Below are 19,374 nucleotides of genomic sequence, written 5' to 3' on the forward strand. Positions count from 1 at the left end.
GAGGGCGCGGAAAGGAGCGGGCGTGGGCTCTTCGCGGGAGATCGAGCGGAAGTACTCCGTCGACCAGAGCTTTGTACTTCCCCGGCTGACGCAGGTGGACGGGGTCGCGACCGCCCGCACCCGCCGCACCGTCACCCTGGAGGCCGTCTACTACGACTCCGATGACCTGCGGCTGGCCCGCAACCGCATCACCCTGCGCCGCCGGACGGGCGGGGACGACGCCGGCTGGCACCTGAAGCTCCCCGTGGCCCCAGGGGTGCGTGACGAGATCCACCGCCCGCTCGGCTCCCACGATCCGGTTCCCGCCGATCTTGTCGACCTCGCCACCGTGCACCTGCGCGGGGCGGAGCTGCGCCCGGTCGCCCGCCTGGTGACGCTGCGCACCGCCCGCCGCCTGCGCGACAAGGCGGGCTGCGACCTGGCGGAGGTCGTCGACGACCAGGTGACGGCCCAGACGCTCGGCGCGACCACGGTCGTGCAGAAGTGGCGGGAGATCGAGGTCGAGCTGGGCTCCGGTGACCCGGGCGTGCTCGACGCCGTCGAGGCCGTGCTGACCGCCGCCGGCGCCGAGCTGTCGGCCTCGGCGTCGAAGCTGGCCCAGGTGCTCGGCCCGGCGCTGAGCGGCGCGCCCGGCCCGGACGTGCCGCGCGCCGCGGCGAAGCTGCGCCGGCGGACCCCGGCCGGCGAGGTCGTCCGCGCCTACCTGATCGCGCAGGTCGAGGCGCTGCTCGCCACCGACCCGCGGGTGCGCCTGGACGCGCCCGACGCGGTGCACCGGATGCGGGTGGCCTGCCGGCGGACCCGCAGCACCCTGCGGACCTTCGCACCCTTCTTCCCCGCGGAGCTGGTCGCGCACCTCGACGTCGAGCTGCGCGACCTGGCCGGGGCGCTGTCCGCCGCGCGCGACGCCGAGGTACAGATCGACTACTTCACGGGCCGGCTCGAGGACCTGCCCGCCGACCTGCTGCGCGGGGACGTCGTGGGCGCGATCTCGGCCCGGCTCGCGGCCGACCAGACGGCCGCCCGGGCCCAGGCACTGGAGATGCTGCGCAGCGAGCGTTATCTGACCCTCGTGGAGGATCTGCTCGCGCTCGTCAACGGCCCGTTCGTCGGGCGTTCGGGCAAGCCCGCGGAGAAGGTGCTGCCCGGTCTCCTGCACGACGCCGACCGGCGGCTGAGCCGCAAGGTCGGCCGCGCCGCCCCCCTGCCGGTGGGTGCCGAACGCGACGAGCTCCTGCACTCCGCGCGCAAGCAGGCGAAGCGGCTGCGGTACGCGGCCGAGGTGGTCGGTCCGGTGTACGGCCCGCCCGCGGCCGCGTTCGCCCGGCTCGCCGAGTCGATGCAGGAGCTGCTCGGCACCCACCAGGACGCGACGATCGCCCGCGGCCTGCTGCGAGACTGGGGGGTCGAGGCGCAGACAGCCGGCGAGCCGACCGCCTACACCCTGGGCGTACTGCTCGGGTTGGAGGAGTGCCGCGCCCGCACCGCCGAACGGGACTTCTTCGACCTGTGGCCGGACGCGTCGGCGCGCCGGCACCGGCGCTGGTTCGTCCGCCGCTGACCCGTCCGGGGCCGGCCCGGCCCCGTCCGTGCCGGCCGGGCGCGTGTGATGTTGGTCGCACATGTTGCGCAGAGTGGCGGTATGGTGCCGTCCGAGTGGGCGGCGGGGGCCCGGATCGGGCAGCATCGGGGCGGTACGGCACTGGTCGGTCCCGGTAGCCCCGGCTCCGCGCCAGCACAGCCCTGCGCCAGCACAGCCGGCGCCAGCAGGGCCCCGTGCCAAGCAGATCCCCGCACCGTGAGGAGACGCCGATGACCGCGCCAGCGACCCTGCGCACCACCCGACTGGGCCTGACCGACATGTCGATCACTCGGGTCGGGTTCGGAGCCTGGGCCATCGGCGGGGCGGACTGGGCGTTCGGCTGGGGGCGCCAGGACGACGACGAGGCGGTCGAGGCCATCCGGGCCGCGGTGCGGTCCGGGGTGAACTGGGTCGACACCGCCGCGGTCTACGGCCTCGGGCACTCCGAGGAGCTCGTCGGCCGGGCGCTGGCCGGCATCCCCGCCGAGCAACGTCCCTACGTGTTCACCAAGTGCGGCCTGGTCTGGGACGAGAGCGACCCGACGCGGCCCCCCCTGCGGGTCGGGGCGCCCGCCTCGATCCGCGCCGAGGTGGACGCGTCGCTGCGCCGGCTCGGGGTGGAGCGCATCGACCTCTACCAGCTCCACTGGCCGCCGCAGGACGGGACCCCGATCGCCGAGGTCGTCGGCGCCCTGCACGAGCTCCGCGCCGCGGGCAAGATCCGCGCGGTCGGGGCGTCGAACTTCTCGGTCGCCCAGTTGGAGGCGGCGGCGACGGCGGGCGGTGTCGATGTCCTGCAGCCGCCGTTCTCTCTGGTCAACCGGCTGGCGGCCGCCGACCTGCTGCCGTACTGCGCCATGCGTGACATCGGTGTGATCGTCTACAGCCCGATGCAGTCCGGGCTGCTGACGGGCGGGTGGTCGGTGCAGCGCACCCGCGCGCTCGCCGAGGACGACTGGCGGCGGACGGCGGCGGAGTTCAACCCGCCGGCCCTCGAGCGCAACCTGGCCCTGGTCGATGTGCTGCGTCCGATAGCGGCCCGGCACGGCACGACGGTGGCCGCGGTGGCCGTCGCCTGGACGCTGGCCTTCGACGGGGTGACCGCCGCGATCGTCGGGGCCCGGCGCCCGGACCAGATCGACGCCTGGCTGCCCGCGGGCGGAGCGGTGGTCCTGACCGACCTCGACCTGGACGAGATCGGCGTCGCGGTCGAACGTCTCGATGTGGGTGCGGGGCCGTCTCGGCAGGGCCCCGCGCTGCCTGGCAGCGCCCTCGTGTGAGGACTCACAGCGTTCCTCCGGTCATCTGGAGAGGGTGTTCGGGGTGCGCGGTGGCTTCGGTGGAGTGGTCCGTGGCGCACCGGCGTGACGAAGTCGATGTTCGTAATGTCGAGCCGTGAAGTGGACTTCTTCTGCCGGAGGTCTCCCGTCAGAGGCTGCGTGCGTGTAGCGTCAGGCGTGGCCAGAGTTCGCCAGTTCGTGCCTCAACCGAGACACGGCGGAACAACGCGGCGGCGAATCGTATCGCTGTCACGTTCGGCCCGGGGCCCGCGCGGTGCGGGTCCTGACTGCACCAGCAGGGAGAACGGCACGTGGCTCAGGGCACGGTGAAGTGGTTCAACTCGGAGAAGGGCTTCGGCTTCATCTCCGTGGACGGCGGCGGGTCTGACGTCTTCGTCCACTACAGCGCAATCCAGATGGACGGCTACAAGGCACTCGAGGAGGGCCAGCGGGTCGAGTTCCAGGTGACCCAGGGCCAGAAGGGCCCGCAGGCCGACGCCGTCCGCGTCGTCTGAGCCACGAGTAGCAGTAGAACCAGGTTTGGTCAGCCCGCCTGTCGGACGTCTCCGACGGGCGGGCTGACCGTTTTTCGGCGGGATCCACGGGTCTTGCGGATCTGTTCCGATCTGTTCGGGGGCGTCTTATCTGCGCCCTCGTCTGGACCCGGACAGACCACGGAACGAACATGCTTCGCTTCTGAACCGGTTCGCTTCTGAACTGGTCGCATGCAGCGGCTGAACCGTGCGGGGTCTTAACGAATGACCGACGCCGATCGTTCCAATGTCCGAGGACAGCTTGCCGATGTTTCGGGAAGCGTCTGTTGGATTACTCGTATCCGTAAAAGCTTCCGCGTGGAATGCGTGAGGGCGCAAATATCGCGCCGCGGCGAGAGTCGCGCGATGCTCAGTGTTGCGAGAGGTTCACGCCCCGCGTCGATACCCGCGTCCACGCAGGTCGCGAATCACCCGCGTCCACGCAGGTCTCGAATCGATCTCCCTCGGCGTCAGTCGGCCGCGAGCAGCTCCGCGATCTGCAGCGTGTTGAGCGCGGCGCCCTTGCGCAGGTTGTCCCCGCACACGAACAACGCGACCTCGTGCGGATCGTCGGGCGACTGACGGATCCGCCCGACCCAGGTCGGGTCGGTGCCCACCACATCCGCCGGCGTCGGGAACTCGCCCGCGGCGGGATCGTCGAGCACGGCCACGCCCGGCGCTGACGCCAGGACGTCCCGCGCCTGCTCGGCCGTGACCGGCCGCACGAACCGGGCGTGCACCGCCACCGCGTGCGTCGTGACCACGGGCACGCGCACACAGGTCGCCGAGACGCGCAGCCCGGGCATGCCGAGGATCTTCCGTGACTCGTTGCGGATCTTGAGTTCCTCCGACGACCAGCCGCCGTCCCTGAGCGAGCCGGCCCAGGGCACCACGTTCAGCGCCAGCGGCGCGGGGAACGGGCCGAGGCCCTCCTCGCCGACGGCCTTGCGCACGTCGCCGGCGTTCTGCCCCAGCTCGCTGGTGCCCCCGACCAGGGCGAGCTGCGCGTAGAGGGTGTCGATGCCGAACTGGCCGGCCCCGCTCGCGGCCTGGTAGGACGTCGCGAAGAGCGACTCGAGGCCGAAGGCCCGGTGCAGCGCGCCGACTGCGACGATCATCGACAGGGTGGTGCAGTTCGGGTTCGCGATGATGCCGCGCGGGCGGTCCGCCACCGCCGCGGCGTTCACCTCGGGCACGACCAGGGGAACATCCGGATCCATCCGGAAGGCGCCGGAGTTGTCCACCGCGATCGCGCCCCGGGCGGCGGCGACCGGCGCCCACTCGGCCGAGATCTCGTCCGGCACGTCGAAGACCGCGATGTCGACGCCGTCGAACACCTCCGGCGACAGGGCCCGCACGGTGACGTCCTCGTCGCGGACCCGCAGCGTGCGCCCGGCCGAGCGGGCGGAGGCCACCAGTCTGATCTCACCCCAGACGTCGGGGCGCTCGGTCAGCAGCGCGAGCATCACCGTGCCCACCGCGCCGGTCGCGCCGACCACGGCCAGCGTCGGCCGCCGGGACGTCCCACCCATGCCCTGACTCCGCTCGCTCATCGACCGGTTCCCGCGTACACCACGGCGGACTCGTCCGGGTTGCCCAGCTCGAAGGCGGCGTGCACGGCGCGTACGGCCACCGGGAGGTCGGTGTCCCGCACGACCACCGAGATCCTGATCTCGGACGTCGAGATGATCTCGACGTTGACGCCGGAGTCGGCGAGGGCGCCGAAGAACCGGGCGGACACCCCGGGGTGGGACTTCATCCCGGCGCCGATCAGGGACAGCTTGCCGATGTGGTCGTCGTAGAGGGTCCGCTCGAAGCCGATCTGGTCGCGGACCTTCTCCAGCGCGCCGAGCGCCGTCCGGCCGTCCGTCATCGGCAGGGTGAACGAGATGTCCGTCCGCCCGGAGCCGGCGACCGAGCCGACCTGGACGATCATGTCGAGGTTGACGTCCGCGTCAGCGACCGCGCGGAACACCGCCGCCGCCACCCCGGGCTTGTCCGGGCAGCCCTTGACTGTCACCTTCGCCTCGCTCGAGTCGTGCGCGACGCCGCGGATGATGGCCTGTTCCACGAGCTGTGCCTCCGGAGTCTCGGTGACCCATGTGCCCGGCTTCGACGAGAACGAGGAGCGGACATGCACGGGGACGGAGTAACGGCGGGCGTACTCGACGCACCGCAGCATGAGCACCTTCGCCCCGCAGGCCGCCATCTCCATCATCTCCTCGTAGGAGATCTTCTCGATGCGGCGTGCGTCGGGGACGATGCGCGGATCGGCGGTGAAGACGCCGTCCACGTCGGTGTAGATCTCGCAGGCGTCGGCGCCCAGCGCGGCGGCGAGCGCCACGGCGGTCGTGTCGGAACCGCCGCGCCCCAGCGTGGTGATGTCCTTCGTGTCCTGACTGACACCCTGGAAGCCGGCGACGATCGCGATCGCGCCCTCGTCCAGCGCGGTGCGGATGCGGCCCGGGGTGACGTCGATGATCCGGGCCCGGCCGTGCACCGAGTCGGTGATCACGCCGGCCTGCGAGCCGGTGAAGGAACGCGCCTCCGCGCCCAGCTTGGTGATCGCCATCGCGAGCAGCGCCATGGAGATCCGCTCGCCGGCGGTGAGCAGCATGTCCAACTCCCGCGCGGGCGGCAGCGGGCTCACCTGCTCGGCCAGATCGAGCAGATCGTCGGTGGTGTCGCCCATCGCGCTCACCACGACAACCACGTCGTTCCCGGCCCGGCGGGTCTGGACGATCCGGTCGGCCACCCGCTTGATGCGATCCGCGTCCGCGACCGAGGACCCGCCGAACTTCGCGACCAGGAGCGCCATGGCTGCCAGATTACCGAGACCAGGGGCACCTCCGCCGAGATCCGCGGATGTGTGGTCGGCCGCCGTCCGTCGGGATCCGCGGATCCCGACCGGCGGCTGCTCGTGCCGGAAACCCTGCCCGCCCCCGCTTCGTTGGCCTTGCGAGGGACGGCGGATCGCCTGTGTGACCGGAGAGCGATCACGCGTGGCGGTCATCCGGTGGCACGTGTGTCATCCGACCGACGGCTTACCCGGAGAGTTCGGCCTTGTGTGCAAGGGTGACCCGGGAAGCGACCGTGTTGGTCCGATGGTCCTCGACGTGGAGGATCGTCGGCGTTAAAGGGATCCTTCAGGAAGGACATTCGTCATGGCGATCAGCCTTGCCAAGGGCGGCAACGTCAGCCTCACGAAGCAGGCCGCCGAGGCAGGAACCGGAGCGCTGACCGCGCTCACCGTCGGGCTCGGGTGGGATGCCCGCACGACGACCGGCACCGACTTCGATCTCGACGCCTCCGCCATCGGCGTGAAGAACGACGGCAAGGCACTGTCCGACGGGCACTTCGTCTTCTTCAACAACATGAAGTCCCCGGAGGGCGCCATCACGCTCTCCGGCGACAACGTGACCGGCGCCGGCGAGGGCGACGACGAGTCCGTCAACATCAACCTGGGCCTGGTTCCGGCGGAGATCGACAAGATCGTCGTGCCGGTCTCCATCTACGACGCGGCGAACCGGGCCCAGAACTTCGGCCAGGTCCGCAACGCCTACATCCGCGTGGTGGACCAGACCGGCACCGAGCTCGTCCGTTACGACCTCTCCGAGGACTACTCGACCGAGACGGTCGTCATCTTCGGCGAGGTGTACCGCAACGGAGCCGACTGGAAGTTCCGCGCGGTCGGCCAGGGGCACAACGACCTCAGCGGCCTCGCCCGCGACCACGGCGTCAACGTCTGACCGCCCGCGAGCCGAGTGCCTGCGGGTCAGTTCCCGCGGGCTGACCGGCCGCTGACGGGGGGTGCGTCGCGTGTTGGCCTGGCAGGTCACCCGCCCCGCGCCGGTGGCCACGGCGCCACTGCGCGCGGTCGAGCTGCCCATCCCCGAGCCCGGTCCCGGTCAGGTCCGTCTGAAGGTCGCCGCCTGCGGCGTCTGCCGGACGGACCTGCACCTGGCCGAGGGCGACCTCCCCCCGCACCGGCCGCTCACCGTGCCCGGTCACGAGATCGTCGGGTACGTCGACGCGCTCGGTCCCGGGGGCCATGGGGTTTCCGGGCCGGCCGGCGCGGCCGGCTCCCGGCCACCGGATCCGGCCCCGGCGGCCCCGATCCGGCTGGGTGACCGGCTCGGCATCGCCTGGCTCGCCGGAACGGACCAGACGTGCGCCTACTGCCGGCGCGGCGCCGAGAACCTCTGCCCCGCGTCGCTCTACACAGGCTGGGACGTCGACGGCGGGTACGCCCAGTACGCCGTCGTCGACGCGGACTACGCCTACCGCCTGCCCGCCGGCTACAGCGACGGCGAGCTGGCCCCGTTGCTGTGCGCCGGGATCGTCGGCTACCGGGCGCTGCTGCGCGCCGAGCTTCCGCCCGGCGGCCGGCTGGGCGTCTACGGGTTCGGCGCGTCCGCGCACCTCGCCGCGCAGGTGGCGATCGCCCAGGGTGCGACGGTGCACGTCATGACCAGGTCCGCCCGGGCCCGCCGCCTCGCCCTCGAGCTCGGCGCGGCGTCCGCGACCGGCGCCTACGACTCCCCACCCGAGCCGCTCGACGGGGCGGTCCTGTTCGCGCCGGTCGGCGATCTGGTCCCGGTCGCGCTCGCCGCGCTGGACAGGGGCGGCACCCTCTCGATCGCCGGGATCCACCTCACCGACGTCCCGGTCCTGAACTACCAGCGGCACCTGTTCCAGGAGCGCTCGGTGCGCAGCACGACCGCGAACACCCGCGCCGACGGCCGCGAGTTCCTGGAGATCGCCGGGCGCCACCGGCTCGCGGTGACAACCACCCCGTACCCGCTGACGGCCGTCGACCAGGCGCTCGAGGACCTCGCACGCGACCGGGTGGACGGCGCCGCCGTGCTGTTCCCGGACGGCGTCTGACGGCCGGCTTACGGGACGAGGCGGTAGAACCGGAAGAAGTCGTGCTCGATGGGCAGCGTCTCCGTCGAGGTGAAACCCGCGAGTTCGGCGTAGCCGGCGAGCGTCGCCGGGCGCATCACGGTTCCCGTGCCCACCGAGGGCTGCCGTGACATCCCGTCCGGCAGGCAGCCGACCAGCGAGTACCCGTAGAGCAGCCGCTCGATCTCGCCCGCGGGGGCGTGGAACGACTCCGCGCACCGCTCGTCCATGACGATCATGCTGCCGCCGGCGGTCAGCAGGCGGCGTGCCGCGTCGAGCACGGCAACCGGGTCCGCCATGTCGTGGACGCACTCGAAGGCGAACACCAGGTCGTAGCCGCCCACCGCCTCGCCGTCCGCGGCCTGCGCGGCGTCGGCGTCGGTGAAGGTGACCCGGTCGGTCACCTCGAGGGCGGCGGCGTTGCGCTCGGCGAGCCGCACGGACTCGGTGTCCGGGTCGAAGCCGTCGACGGTCACTCCGGGGTACGCGCGGGCCAGCGCGACCGATGACCATCCCGCCCCACAGCCGATGTCGGCGACGCGCGCGCCGGCGACCAGCGTGGCGTGCACCTCGGGAGCGGCCGGCAGCAGCTCCTGGCACAGCAGGGAGAGGAACATCGGGCGGTTCGCGGCGGCCTGGGCCTCGCGCGCGTCGGCGCCGAACCGTTCCCAGCTCACCCCTCCGCCGGTCCGGAACGCCTCGGCGATCTCGCCGAGCTGCCGGCCCGCTCCGGCCACGAACCGGGCGAGCGGAGCCAGGTAGTTCAGGCTGTCGACGTCGGCGAGGACCTCCGCGTGCCCCGCGGGCAGCAGGTAACGGCGGGAGAGCGCCTCGGCCGTGCCCGCGGCCTGCCCGTCTCCTGCGGGCTCCGCGCCCGCGCCCCGGTCGCCATGCTCGTCCCGGCTTCCGCCCGCGCCACGGTCCGCGTTCTCGTCCTGGTCGACGTCCGCCGCGACGGTGAGGTAACCGCAGACCGCCTGGTGCTCGAGCCACTCACGGGCGTACCGCTCCGTGCTGCCGGTCGCGTCCGCCAGTTCGGAGGAGGTGAGGGGCCCGCGCTCGGCGAGGGCGGCGTAGTACCCGAGCCGGTCGCCGAGATAGATCGCCTGAACCTCCTGGGCGCCCAGCACCGCGTCGAAGACCCGTTGGGTGAACGCCTCGACCGCGGCGGACGTGCCGTCGGGCGTGCCCGTGGCCGAGTCGGTGATGATTGTCATGATTTATCCGCTCCCTCGTGACGCCGGGTGATGACTTCAGCATCCGGGTATGGACTGCGGGAGTGATGCGGCCGGCTTGCAGCGGGATAGCGCGGGGGTGGCGTGTCCGGCGTGTGACGGGTTGTGGACCCATGGGACTCCTATGATCGGTTCGTGCGCGTGCGCCTGCTGGGCCCGGTGGACGTGGTGGACGCCGCCGGGCTGCCGATCGCCATCGGCAGCCCCACACAGCGGCTGCTGCTGGCCATCCTCGGATCGCGCGTGGGGGACGTGGTGCCTCCCGCGCGTCTGGTCGATGCCGTGTGGGGGGAGTCCCCGCCGCCGTCGGCCGAGGCGACGCTGCGCTCCTACATCTCGAGGCTGCGCCGGGTCCTCGGGGACGCGCTGCCGACCCATCCCGGCGGGTGGTCGCTGCGGCTCGCCCCGGAACAGGTCGACATCGCCGTCTTCGAGCGTCTGCTGCGGCTGTCCGGGCAGGTCCAGGACGCGTCCGCGCGGCTCGCCGCGTTGGACGACGCGCTCGCCCTCTGGCGGGGCCCGGCCTTCGGCGAGCTGACCGACGACCCGGCGCTGCGACCGGTGGCGGTGCGCCTCGGCGAGGCTCGCGGCGCGGCGCGCGAATCCCGGGCCGCGCTGCTGCTGGCGGTCGGGCGCCCGGCCGAGGCGGTCGGTGCCGCGGAGGAACTGCTCGCCGAGTACCCGTGGCGGGAGGGCGCCTGGGGGACCCTCCTCGGGGCGCTGAGCGGTTCCGGGCGGGCCGTCGAGGCCGCGGACGCCTACCGCCGGGCGCACGCGGCCCTGGCGGAGGTGGGCCTCGAACCGGGCCCGGCGCTGCGCGCGGCCCAGGCCGTGGCGCTGTCCACGGCAGCCCCCACCGCCGCCCCCACCGTCGTCCCCACAGCGGCCCCCGTGGCGGCCCCCGCCCCTGAAAGGGCTGAGCCGACAGGTTCCGCCCCAGCCGGCCCGGCTGGGGCGTCTGGGGTGGCTGGGGTGGCGGGCTCGGGACGGCGCCGTCGGCCTCGCCGGCCCGTCACGTCCCTGCTGGGCCGGGAGGCTGACACGGCCGCGGTCTGCGACCTGCTCGCGTCGGCCCGGCTGGTCACCATGTTCGGGCCGGGCGGGGTCGGCAAGACGCGGCTGGCGCTGTACCTCGCCGACCGCCTCGCGGACAGGTTCCCGCACGGCGTCCTGATGGTGGAGCTGGCGACCGTCGCCGACCCGACCGCCGTCCCCGCGTTCGTCGCGGACGCGCTGGGCATGCGCGGCGCCGACGGCGACGCCGGTGCCGCCCTCGAAGCCGCCGCCGAGCTTGACGCGCTCGTGATCCTGGACAACTGCGAGCACGTGGTGGCCGCGGCCGCCGCCGTCGCATCGGCTCTGGTCGAGAACGGTCGCGGTGTGCGCGTGCTGGCGACGAGCCGCGAGCTGCTCGGCGTGGACGGCGAGCACTGCTGGCCGGTACGCCCGCTGCGCGTCGACGGCCCGGACGCACCCGCGCACGCCCTGTTCTGGGACCGCGTCCGAGCCGCCTGCCCGGCGCCGGTTCCGGGGGCCGGACCGGCCTCGGACGGAGACCTCGAGGCGGCCGACCGCATCGTCCGGAGGCTGGACGGCCTGCCGCTCGGCATCGAGATGGCGGCCGCGCGCAGCGGCACGATGTCCCTGCCCGAGCTCGCCGACCGGCTCGAGGACCACCTCGGCCTGCTCCGGGACGTCCGCCGGGTGGGAACGCCGCGCCACCGCACGCTCGCCGACGTGGTCGGCTGGTCGGTCTCGCTGCTGGACGCGCCGCACCGCGCGATGCTGCGGACCATGGGCGCGTTCGCGGGCCCGGTGAGTCCCGTGGACGTCGCCGCGCTGGCGGGCCTGCCCGAACCGGAGGCGCTGGATCTGCTCGACGCCCTGGTGGCCCGGTCGCTGGTGGTCGTCGATCCGTCCCGGGTACCGGCCCGCTACTCGCTCCTGGAGATCATCCGCGAGTACGCGCGACGGCAGCTCGGCGCGTCCGACGCCGTGCTGCGTCAGGAACACGCCCGGTACATCCTCGCCGAGGTGCGGGCCGCGGACGCGGTCCTGCGCACCCCGCGGGAAGCGGCGGGGCACAGCCGGATCACCGACCTGATGGTCGAGGCCCGCGCTGCCCAGACATGGGCGCTGCGCGAAGATCCCCCGCTGGCCGTGGAGATCGCGGCCGGCATGCACGTGTTCGCGATGACGCGGCTGCGGGTCGAGCCGTTGCACGCCGCGGTGGAACTCGTCCGCTCGCTCGGGCTGCACCCGCCGCCGGGCGGCGAGCCCCACCGGCTGGCGGACCTGGTGTCGGATCTCGCCGCGGGCCTGCCACCCGGCGTGACGGCGGGGGCCGCGGCGACCACCCTGGCCACGGCGGCATGCTGGTACGTCAGCGCCGGTGAACTCGAGCTCGCCGTGGCCTGTGCACAGCGCGGACGGCTGATCGCCGGTGACGCGCCCGAACGCCGGTTCCCGCTCGAACTGCTCAGCGACACCGCCTCCTACCAGGGCCGGATCGGCGAGGCCGTCGACCACGGCTGGGAGCTCGTCGCCGCGGCGCGGTCCTGCGCCGACCCGCACGCCGAGGTGGCCGGGCTGCTCAACGTGGCGATCGCGCACGCCTACGCGGGGCACGCCGAGGACGGCCGGGCCGCCCTCAGCCAGGCCCCCGCGGGGCCGCTCGCGCCGTCCGAGCTCGGCTGGCTGGCCTACGGCGAGGCCGAGCTGATCCTTGACCGCGACCCGGACCGCTGCCTGCGGCTGCTCGACCGCGCGGTCGCCCTGGCGGATTCGGTCGACAACCCCTACCTGGGCGGGGTGGCACGGGTGTCCGCGGTGTCCGTCCGGGCCCGCTGCGGTGACCCGCAGCAGGCCGTCGAGGCTTTCGCGCAGGTGCTGCGACACTGGCGCGACCAGTATGCGCTGACCCACCTGCTGACCACGTTGCGTAACCTCGTCGTGCTCTTCCAACGCCTCGGCCGGCCGCGGCCGGCGGCGCGGCTGCTCGGCGCCGTCACCTCGCAGGCGGTCAAGCCGAGCTACGGCGCGGAGGCCGCGATGCTCGCGGGAGCCGACAGCTGGGTGGACGACGCCCTCGGCTTCGCCGCCGCCACCGCCGAACGCGCCGCCGGAGCCACCCGCACCGTCATCGCCGCCACCGAGACAGCCCTCGACGACCTGGCTGACATCACCGCGGAGATCCGCGGCGGCTGAGCGGGTCCACAGACGTCCATGGACCCCCTCACCCGCCACACATCGTTCCGCCTGCCCTGGCAGGGGCCTGGCTTGGCTTCACAGAGCCGGTAGGCGTGTCGTGGGTGCGTCGGGTCAGCGGGGGCGGGCTGCGAGCAGGCGCAGGGCGAGGGTGCCGGCGGCGGTGAGGGCGGCGGCGGTCGCGACCTCCCGGGGCAGCCGGTGCCGGGCCTCGTTCTGGATCGCCTCGTGGAACCGGTCGAAACGGGCGGGCCAGGGGCTCGAACCGACGAAGTAACGGCCCACCTTGTCGGTGTCGGGCAGGCAGGCGCCGACCATGCCGGCGAGCACCCCGATCCGGCGGTCCGCCGGCGCCGCGGCCGTCAGCAGCGCCATCGCGGCGAGGCCGGCCACGCCGTCCTTGCGGGCGATCGGCAGCCATTCGGACTCGGTGCCGGGCCCGGTGCCCCAGTGCGGCAGCGCGTCCATCACGAGGTGGGAGAGGAAGCCCGCGGCCAGCGCCGGCCCCAGCCTGGGCACGGCCATACCGACGAACGCGCCGGCACCGACATGCGAACTGATGATCATTGGCCGCTCCTGCTCACCTGGTCGAGACGGGTACTGGCCTGGTTCCCAGGCATGGTTCCACCTTGTCCCCGGCCCCGGCGGGCGCCGCACCGGGGTCCGCCGGGTGCCATGCCGGGGTCCGGCGGGCGCTGCTCCGGGGTGCGTCCACACGCCCGCGCCCGCCGAGCCGCGGCGCCGTGGCCTGAGACTGCCGGGAAAGTTGTGCCCGTTGGACTCCGGACAGTCCGCACGGCACGTAGCATCTGCATGCATAGCGCAGTGGTGTGGTATCTGTGGCTGGAACTCCAGCTTGTACCGGGCCGGCATGGTCGACACGGTGTGACTGGACAAATCGAAGATGGCGGGTTGACCGGGCCAGTGACAGGGCCGGGGGTCGGAAGGTGAGGCGTGACGGCCATCCCTCGCAGACGTGTGCTCACCGGCACCAGCACGTGCAGCCGCAGGCGTGCGTGCACTGGCATCTGCACACCATCCTATGGTCGGGCGCTTCCGGTGCCGTCCCGGCCCCATCCGCGACCCCGCCCGAGCCGGGCAGCGGTGGGCGCTGGTGTCGCCACCCCGCTGCCGGGGCCTCCCGATCCGCACGCCGCCGTCCGTGCCACCGGCGTCCCGGCCGCCCCCGGCCGGGATGTCTAGGCGGATCTCGCATATGCGTGTGACCGACTCCCTCGCGACGGCAGTCGAATACCCGGACACCCCCGCGGGGGCGATCGTCTCGGTTGCCTGGCGGATAGAGGGCGCCGGCCGTGTCGTCGGTGGGCTGCTGCCGCGCGGCCATCCCGACGGCGGCACGCTGGGCAAGCGGATTCTGCGCGGAGAACGCATCTGGGCCGCCGAGATGCTCCCCTGGGAGCAGGAGATCTCCGCGGAGATGAGCCTGGTTGAGCCCGGGCCGCCCGGCAGCCCGGCCCGGATCATCGTGCACGGCCCGTCCGGCGACATCGTCGGCTACCTGGACCAGCCCGGGCTTCCCTCCGGGCGCCTCCAGCGGCTCACGACGGGCCTGAGCCGCGACGCGCGGCAGGTGCGGATCCGCGCCGGCGGACGGGTGTGGTGGGTACGCGCCACTCATTTGTTCGGCGTGCGCGTGATGCGCGACTCCGGTGTCCTCGTCTACGCCACCAGAGGGCTACACGCGGAGTTCGAGCCGGTGGCGGACTCGCTGGACATGAGCGTCGTGCTGCTGACGCTCGCGTCCATCCCCAGTTCCGCCTACGCCCCGATCCTGGGGTTCTGACACAGCGGCGGGCCGAGCCGGGGCCGGGCGGGCCGGGCCCGGCCCGCCCGGCCCCTCGGTCAGGCGCTGACGATCCGCCGGCCCTCGAAGGCGCGGCCGAGCGTGACCTCGTCGGCCCACTCCAGATCGCCGCCCATCGGCAGCCCGCTCGCCAGGCGGGTGACGGTCAGGCCCATCGGGCCGATCTGGCGGGCCAGGTAGGACGCCGTCACCTCGCCCTCGGTGTTCGGATCCGTCGCCAGGATGATCTCGGTGACGGTCCCGTCGGCGAGGCGGGCCACCAGTTCGCGGATGTGCAGGTCGTCCGGCCCCACACCGCCGATCGGATTGATGGCCCCGCCGAGGACGTGGTACTTGCCGCGGAACTCACGGGTCCGCTCGATCGCGACGACGTCCTTCGACTCCTCGACCACGCAGATGGACGTCGGATCACGCCGCGGGTCGGAACAGATCCGGCACAGCTCTGACTGGGCCACGTTGAAGCAGATCCGGCAGAACCGAACCTTTTCCTTCAGCTCGGTCAACGCGCTGGCCAGCCGGCGGACATCGGCCGGGTCCGCGGCGAGCAGATGGAACGCGATGCGCTGCGCGCTCTTGGGACCGATCCCCGGGAGCTGCCCCAGCTCGTCGATCACATCCTGGACGATGCCCTCGTACACGGCGCCGGCTGACTCAGCCGAGCCCGGGAATACCCAGGCCGCCCAGCGCCCCGCCACCCGGCAGCGCCCGGGCCGCGCCGGGACCACCGCCGACCGCGCCACCGCCCGGCCCGCCGAGCCCTCCGACGGCGCCACCGAGACCGCCGAGCGCGCCACCGAGACCGCCGGTCGCCGCGTTCATCTTCTCGGCCGCGAGCCGGTGCGCGTTGGTGGTGGCGTCACGCACCGCCGCGAGGATGAGATCGGCGAGGGTCTCGGTGTCCTCGGGGTCCACGGCCTCGGGCTTGATCACGAGGTCGACCAGCTCACCGCCGCCGTTCACCGTCGCAACGACGAGCTCGCCACCGGCCGAGCCTTCGACCCGGGCCTCGGCCAGCTCCTGCTGGGCGGTGAACAGGGCGGACTGCATCCGCTGCGCCTGCTCGAGGATCTGCCCCAGGTTGGCCCCGCCACCAGCGGGGATCTGCGGGTTCGACATGACCATGAGCCTACGTGCCGCCGGGCCCCGAACCGGCGTCAGCCACCCGTACTGCCCACCCGAACCGCCCACCCGGCCCACTCGGTCACCCACCGGCGTTCGTCCGTCAGCCGGACTGCTCGATCACCGTCGCGCCCAGACTCGTGCGGAGCAGGGCCACGGCCGCGTCCTCGCCGCCCCGGGCCCCGTCGAGCTGGGTCGGCGCGTCCTCGTCGTCGAGCGAGACCTCGTCCGGCGCGGTGTCCGTGGCGGACATCGACGCCGCCGCCACGGGGGCACCCCCCGCCCGCGCCGCGCCTGCCGCACCCGCCGCTCTCGGTCCCCCACCGGGACCGGTCGACGTCCGAGTGGAGCCGTTGAGGCCGGTTCTTGCGCTCACCGCCGCCCGCGCCGCGGCGAGCCCGGCCTCCGCGGTGCCCGGGCGGGGGGCGGCGACGGTGGTGGAGCCCACACCGGACCCTGCGGCCGCGCTGCTCACGCTCGCGTTTCCCAGGCTGGCTGTGGCCGTCGCCGAGTGGAGGCCGGCCGGCGGGCGGGGGAGGCCGTCCTGCGCCGCTGGGCCGGAGGACCCGGCGTACGCCATGGACGCCGGCGCGGCGGAAACACCGGAGGGAGCGGGGACACCTGAGGGAATGGAGGAAGCCGGGAGGGCGGCCCCTGGGGCAGCCGAGCCGTGGCTCTCGACGGCTCCCGCCGCGGACCAGCCGCCGGGAGCGCCCGCGTTCACCGGATAACCGCTGGGCCGCTGCGGGGCCACCGCCTCCGCGGACCAGCCGCCACCGGCCTGCTCGGCCGGCCCCCGCTGGCCGCCACCCGGACCGCTCTGACCACCCGACCCGCCCGGGCCACTGGGACCGCCATAGCCGCCCGGCCCGCCGCTGCCGCCGCCGTTGTCGGGCCGGCCGCTGCCGGGCCCCCCGCGCGGTGCCTGGGGACGGTCTCCCGAGGACCCGGGGCCACCGCCGATCGTGACCCGCCATGTCCCACCGAACTTCTCAGCCAGCAGGGTTGCGAGGATCTCGACGTTGTTCCCCTGGCCGAACATCTTCGCCATGGCCGGTGCGGAGAAGGCGAGGACGACCTCGTCCCCGCGGACCTCGGCGACCGAGGCGTAGTCCTTGAGGATCGCGTGGGTGCGCCGGCTGCGCTGGACGGCGAGCGCGAGCACCTCGTCCCAGCGGGCGTTCAGGGCCGCCGCGTCGAGCCTGCCCCCGCCGGTGGCCGCGGCAGCCGGCATCGTGGGCCGTGCGGCCGAAGCCGGCCGGGCCGCCTGGGTGTGCGCCGCCGGCGCCGGGGCGTGTGCCGCGGCCACGGCCGGCGCGGGCATCCGCGGGCCGGTATCCCCGGCCGTCGGGGCGGCGGTGACACCGGCCCCGGAACCATTCGCGCCGCGAGGAACCTCGCGGCCCGCGGCCTGCCCGTGAGCGCCGTCAGCGGCGCCACCGAACCCCGTGCCGCCGGGCCCCCCGTCAGCGGGCCGGGCGCCACCGAACCTCGCGTCGGCGGGCGTCGCACCACCGACCTCGGCGCCGCCGGCCGGGGCCGTGCCGGCACCGGCTCCGCCGCCGACCACCGCTCGGCGCTCCAGCCGCTCGAGCCGGACGGCGAGCGCGGCCGGATCCCCGGCGGCGCCCGGGAGGAGGGCGCGGGCGAGGATCAGCTCCAGCAACAGCCGTGGGCTCGCCGTCCCGCGCATCTCGACCAGACCCGCGTGCAGGACGTCGGCCGTCCGGGAGAGCTCGACCGGCCCGATCCGGCCGGCCTGGGCGCGCATCCGGTCCACCTGGTCGGTGGAGAACGCCTCGAGCAGGCCGCGTTCCACCGCGTCCGGTACCGCGGCGACCACGATGAGATCACGGAGCCGATCGAGCAGGTCGGTCGCGAACCGGCGTGGATCGTGACCGGAGGAGACCACACTGTCGACCACGGTGAACAGCGCGGCGCCGTCGCGTTCGGCGAGGGCGTCCACAGTCTCGTCGAGCAGGATGCCGTCCGTCATGCCCAACAGCGCCACCGCGCGCTCGTAGCTGAGCCCGCCGTCGCCGGCGCCGGCCAGAAGCTGGTCGAGAACGGAGAGCGAATCCCGGACGGAGCCCGCGCCCGCCCGCACCACCAGCGGGAGCACCGACGGCTCGACGACCACGCCTTCCTGCACGCAGATCGACTCCAGGTGCTTGCGGAGCACACCAGGAGGCACCAGACGGAAGGCGTAGTGGTGCGTCCGGGACCGGATCGTCGCGATGACCTTGTCCGGCTCGGTGGTGGCGAAGACGAACTTCAGGTAGGACGGCGGCTCCTCGACGACCTTCAGCAGCGCGTTGAACGCCGCCGCCGTGACCATGTGCGCCTCGTCGACCACGAACACCTTGAACCGGGCGGACGCCGGCGCGAAGAAGGCGCGTTCCCGCAGGTCACGGGCATCGTCGACGAGCCCGTGCGAAGCGGCGTCGATCTCGGTGACGTCCATCGAGGAGCCGGTGCGGATGGAGACGCACTGATCGCACACCCCGCACGGCTCCGGGGTCGGCCCCTTCTCGCAGTTCAGGGAGGCCGCCAGGATCCGGGCGGACGAGGTCTTCCCGCAGCCGCGCGGGCCGCTGAACAGGTAGGCGTGGTGCAGCCGCCCGGAGCGCAGCGCGTGCCCCAGTGCCTCCGTGACGTGCTCCTGGCCGACAACCTGGGCGAACGTCGCGGGGCGGTACCTGTTGTACAGCGCTGTGCTCACTCGCCTGCTCCGGATGCTCGAGATGATCGTCCGAACGAGGAGGACCCCCCGCACACCCGCCAGAGCCCGCTTACCCTTGCTGCCTTCCGGCCCTGGGGGAGTTCACGAGGGTAGCGCCGCACGAGGGGTCTGCTGGGCAGTCTAGCGGTCCGCCGGCGATCGGGGACGGGAGGGTCCGGTGCCCGCCTGTGACCCCGTTCGCGCCCCCGGTGACCCCACTCGGGCCCGCCGTCGGATAGGCTCCCCCACGGAGGATTCGCCTAGTGGCCTAGGGCGCACGCTTGGAAAGCGTGTTGGGGGCAACCCCTCGAGAGTTCGAATCTCTCATCCTCCGCCATACGAGTGTGGGTAAGAGCACTTCAGCACCAGTGGAGATGCTCTCTCAGAGATCCACTCCCTGCCTGGCTTCGCAGGTGCCGACCGGGTCCCGGTGACACACTCCGACGACCAGCTTGAGTGCGCCGGCCGGCGCCGCCTCCCGCTCCCGCGCCGACGCAGACGGTGCAGCAGCAGGCCCCGCCTCCGCCTCCGGCGGCTGCGCAGCCCGCACCACAGGCAGCCCGCACCGCAGCCCGCGCAGGCTCCGCCGCCAGCGGCACCCGCGCCGGCGGCCGTCTCCTTCGGGTCCTGCGCCGAGGCGCGCGCGGCTGGCGCTGCCCCGCTGTACCAGGGCCAGCCGGGCTACAGCAGCAAGCTCGACCGTGACCACGACGGCGTCGCGTGCGAATGAGACTGGCTGACGACGCCAGGCGTGTTCGACGAGCTGGGCGTACACGTCGTGAACGTGTTCGTGACGTCGGCTGTCGCAAGCGAAGCCACAACACGGTTTCCCGAGATTCGGACGTCGGCAGCAAGCGTCGCGCAGGCGGCCGACAACTGTCATCTGGTGGGCGGAAGGAGCGCCCAGAAAGGTCTCCTGCGGGCACTGGCTTGACCTTGACCCTGCGTCAGGGCTCCAGCATGGCG

The 19,374-nt window shown here is 73.5% G+C and carries 16 protein-coding genes, 1 tRNA gene and 1 other RNA gene; 10 read left to right on the top strand and 8 right to left on the bottom strand.

Features of this window, described 5'->3' with window-relative positions:
* Positions 1–22: 22 nt before the first annotated feature.
* The 3 genes from E0504_RS13370 (at position 23) to E0504_RS13380 (ending at position 3,377) form a co-directional block, all read left to right on the top strand.
* Entirely contained in the window at positions 23–1,561 is a 1,539-nt protein-coding gene (locus E0504_RS13370) for a CYTH and CHAD domain-containing protein (protein ID WP_071059708.1), read from the top strand.
* 251 nt (positions 1,562–1,812) lie between these two features.
* Positions 1,813–2,862, top strand: a complete 1,050-nt coding sequence (locus E0504_RS13375) for an aldo/keto reductase (RefSeq protein WP_020463984.1) — start codon at positions 1,813–1,815, stop codon at positions 2,860–2,862.
* Between the two features lie 311 nt (positions 2,863–3,173).
* The gene (locus E0504_RS13380; protein WP_009740954.1) at positions 3,174–3,377 is read left to right on the top strand and encodes a cold-shock protein; all 204 of its coding nucleotides are present in this window, start codon (positions 3,174–3,176) and stop codon (positions 3,375–3,377) included.
* A gap of 488 nt (positions 3,378–3,865) precedes the next feature.
* Here the strand turns inward: E0504_RS13380 and E0504_RS13385 are convergent, their stop codons facing one another.
* Both E0504_RS13385 and E0504_RS13390 read right to left on the bottom strand, forming a co-directional pair.
* Entirely contained in the window at positions 3,866–4,927 is a 1,062-nt protein-coding gene (locus E0504_RS13385; RefSeq protein WP_112106420.1) for an aspartate-semialdehyde dehydrogenase, read from the bottom strand.
* Positions 4,928–4,944: 17 nt separating this feature from the next.
* The gene (locus tag E0504_RS13390; RefSeq protein WP_112106419.1) at positions 4,945–6,213 is read right to left on the bottom strand and encodes an aspartate kinase; all 1,269 of its coding nucleotides are present in this window, start codon (positions 6,211–6,213) and stop codon (positions 4,945–4,947) included.
* A gap of 346 nt (positions 6,214–6,559) precedes the next feature.
* On the opposite strand from E0504_RS13390, the gene E0504_RS13395 reads away from it, so the two are divergent.
* Both E0504_RS13395 and E0504_RS13400 read left to right on the top strand, forming a co-directional pair.
* Positions 6,560–7,144: a TerD family protein gene (locus tag E0504_RS13395; RefSeq protein ID WP_112106418.1), complete on the top strand. Its 585-nt coding sequence runs from the start codon at positions 6,560–6,562 to the stop codon at positions 7,142–7,144.
* Between the two features lie 70 nt (positions 7,145–7,214).
* The gene (locus tag E0504_RS13400; RefSeq protein WP_071059703.1) at positions 7,215–8,282 is read left to right on the top strand and encodes a zinc-binding alcohol dehydrogenase family protein; all 1,068 of its coding nucleotides are present in this window, start codon (positions 7,215–7,217) and stop codon (positions 8,280–8,282) included.
* Between the two features lie 8 nt (positions 8,283–8,290).
* Here E0504_RS13400 and E0504_RS13405 read toward each other — a convergent pair whose 3' ends face one another.
* Positions 8,291–9,517 (bottom strand): class I SAM-dependent methyltransferase, encoded by a 1,227-nt coding sequence (locus E0504_RS13405; protein WP_112106417.1) that lies wholly within the window; start codon positions 9,515–9,517, stop codon positions 8,291–8,293.
* 153 nt (positions 9,518–9,670) lie between these two features.
* On the opposite strand from E0504_RS13405, the gene E0504_RS13410 reads away from it, so the two are divergent.
* Positions 9,671–12,742, top strand: a complete 3,072-nt coding sequence (locus E0504_RS13410; RefSeq protein WP_243657504.1) for a BTAD domain-containing putative transcriptional regulator — start codon at positions 9,671–9,673, stop codon at positions 12,740–12,742.
* A gap of 114 nt (positions 12,743–12,856) precedes the next feature.
* On the opposite strand, the gene E0504_RS13415 is transcribed toward E0504_RS13410, so the two are convergent.
* Positions 12,857–13,309: a hypothetical protein gene (locus E0504_RS13415; RefSeq protein WP_071059700.1), complete on the bottom strand. Its 453-nt coding sequence runs from the start codon at positions 13,307–13,309 to the stop codon at positions 12,857–12,859.
* 649 nt (positions 13,310–13,958) lie between these two features.
* Here E0504_RS13415 and E0504_RS13420 point away from each other — a divergent pair.
* On the top strand, positions 13,959–14,546 hold the full coding sequence (locus E0504_RS13420) for a hypothetical protein (RefSeq protein ID WP_112109023.1): 588 nt from the start codon (positions 13,959–13,961) through the stop codon (positions 14,544–14,546).
* Between the two features lie 59 nt (positions 14,547–14,605).
* On the opposite strand, the gene recR is transcribed toward E0504_RS13420, so the two are convergent.
* The 4 genes from recR to ffs form a co-directional block, all read right to left on the bottom strand.
* Positions 14,606–15,205 carry a recombination mediator RecR gene (gene recR, locus E0504_RS13425; protein WP_020463975.1) on the bottom strand — a complete coding sequence of 200 codons (600 nt, stop codon included), beginning with the start codon at positions 15,203–15,205 and terminating at the stop codon, positions 14,606–14,608.
* Between the two features lie 13 nt (positions 15,206–15,218).
* Positions 15,219–15,683: a YbaB/EbfC family nucleoid-associated protein gene (locus E0504_RS13430; protein WP_165938508.1), complete on the bottom strand. Its 465-nt coding sequence runs from the start codon at positions 15,681–15,683 to the stop codon at positions 15,219–15,221.
* A gap of 106 nt (positions 15,684–15,789) precedes the next feature.
* Positions 15,790–18,408 (bottom strand): DNA polymerase III subunit gamma and tau, encoded by a 2,619-nt coding sequence (locus E0504_RS13435; protein ID WP_112108977.1) that lies wholly within the window; start codon positions 18,406–18,408, stop codon positions 15,790–15,792.
* A 36-nt stretch (positions 18,409–18,444) separates the two neighbouring features.
* Positions 18,445–18,541, bottom strand: an RNA gene (gene ffs / locus E0504_RS13440) — signal recognition particle sRNA small type.
* A 116-nt stretch (positions 18,542–18,657) separates the two neighbouring features.
* Between ffs and E0504_RS13445 the strand changes: the two genes are divergently transcribed.
* From E0504_RS13445 to E0504_RS13455, 3 genes are all read left to right on the top strand, one after another.
* A tRNA-Ser gene (locus tag E0504_RS13445) sits at positions 18,658–18,745 on the top strand.
* Between the two features lie 93 nt (positions 18,746–18,838).
* Entirely contained in the window at positions 18,839–19,138 is a 300-nt protein-coding gene (locus E0504_RS54220) for an excalibur calcium-binding domain-containing protein (protein ID WP_200835485.1), read from the top strand.
* A gap of 21 nt (positions 19,139–19,159) precedes the next feature.
* Complete coding sequence (locus tag E0504_RS13455; RefSeq protein ID WP_131624679.1) at positions 19,160–19,342, top strand: hypothetical protein; 183 nt, start codon at positions 19,160–19,162, stop codon at positions 19,340–19,342.
* The last annotated feature ends 32 nt before the right edge of the window (positions 19,343–19,374 follow it).

Source organism: Parafrankia sp. BMG5.11 (assembly GCF_004337455.1).

Bases quoted from the DNA above. Each gene is read 5' to 3' on its own strand.
- E0504_RS13395 (WP_112106418.1), top strand. From the start codon at position 6,560: ATGGCGATCAGCCTTGCCAAGGGCGGCAACGTCAGCCTCACGAAGCAG.
- E0504_RS13385 (WP_112106420.1), bottom strand. From the start codon at position 4,927: ATGGGTGGGACGTCCCGGCGGCCGACGCTGGCCGTGGTCGGCGCGACC.
- E0504_RS13375 (WP_020463984.1), top strand. From the start codon at position 1,813: ATGACCGCGCCAGCGACCCTGCGCACCACCCGACTGGGCCTGACCGAC.
- E0504_RS13415 (WP_071059700.1), bottom strand. From the start codon at position 13,309: ATGATCATCAGTTCGCATGTCGGTGCCGGCGCGTTCGTCGGTATGGCC.
- E0504_RS13405 (WP_112106417.1), bottom strand. From the start codon at position 9,517: ATGACAATCATCACCGACTCGGCCACGGGCACGCCCGACGGCACGTCC.
- E0504_RS13430 (WP_165938508.1), bottom strand. From the start codon at position 15,683: ATGTCGAACCCGCAGATCCCCGCTGGTGGCGGGGCCAACCTGGGGCAG.
- E0504_RS13390 (WP_112106419.1), bottom strand. From the start codon at position 6,213: ATGGCGCTCCTGGTCGCGAAGTTCGGCGGGTCCTCGGTCGCGGACGCG.
- E0504_RS13420 (WP_112109023.1), top strand. From the start codon at position 13,959: ATGCGTGTGACCGACTCCCTCGCGACGGCAGTCGAATACCCGGACACC.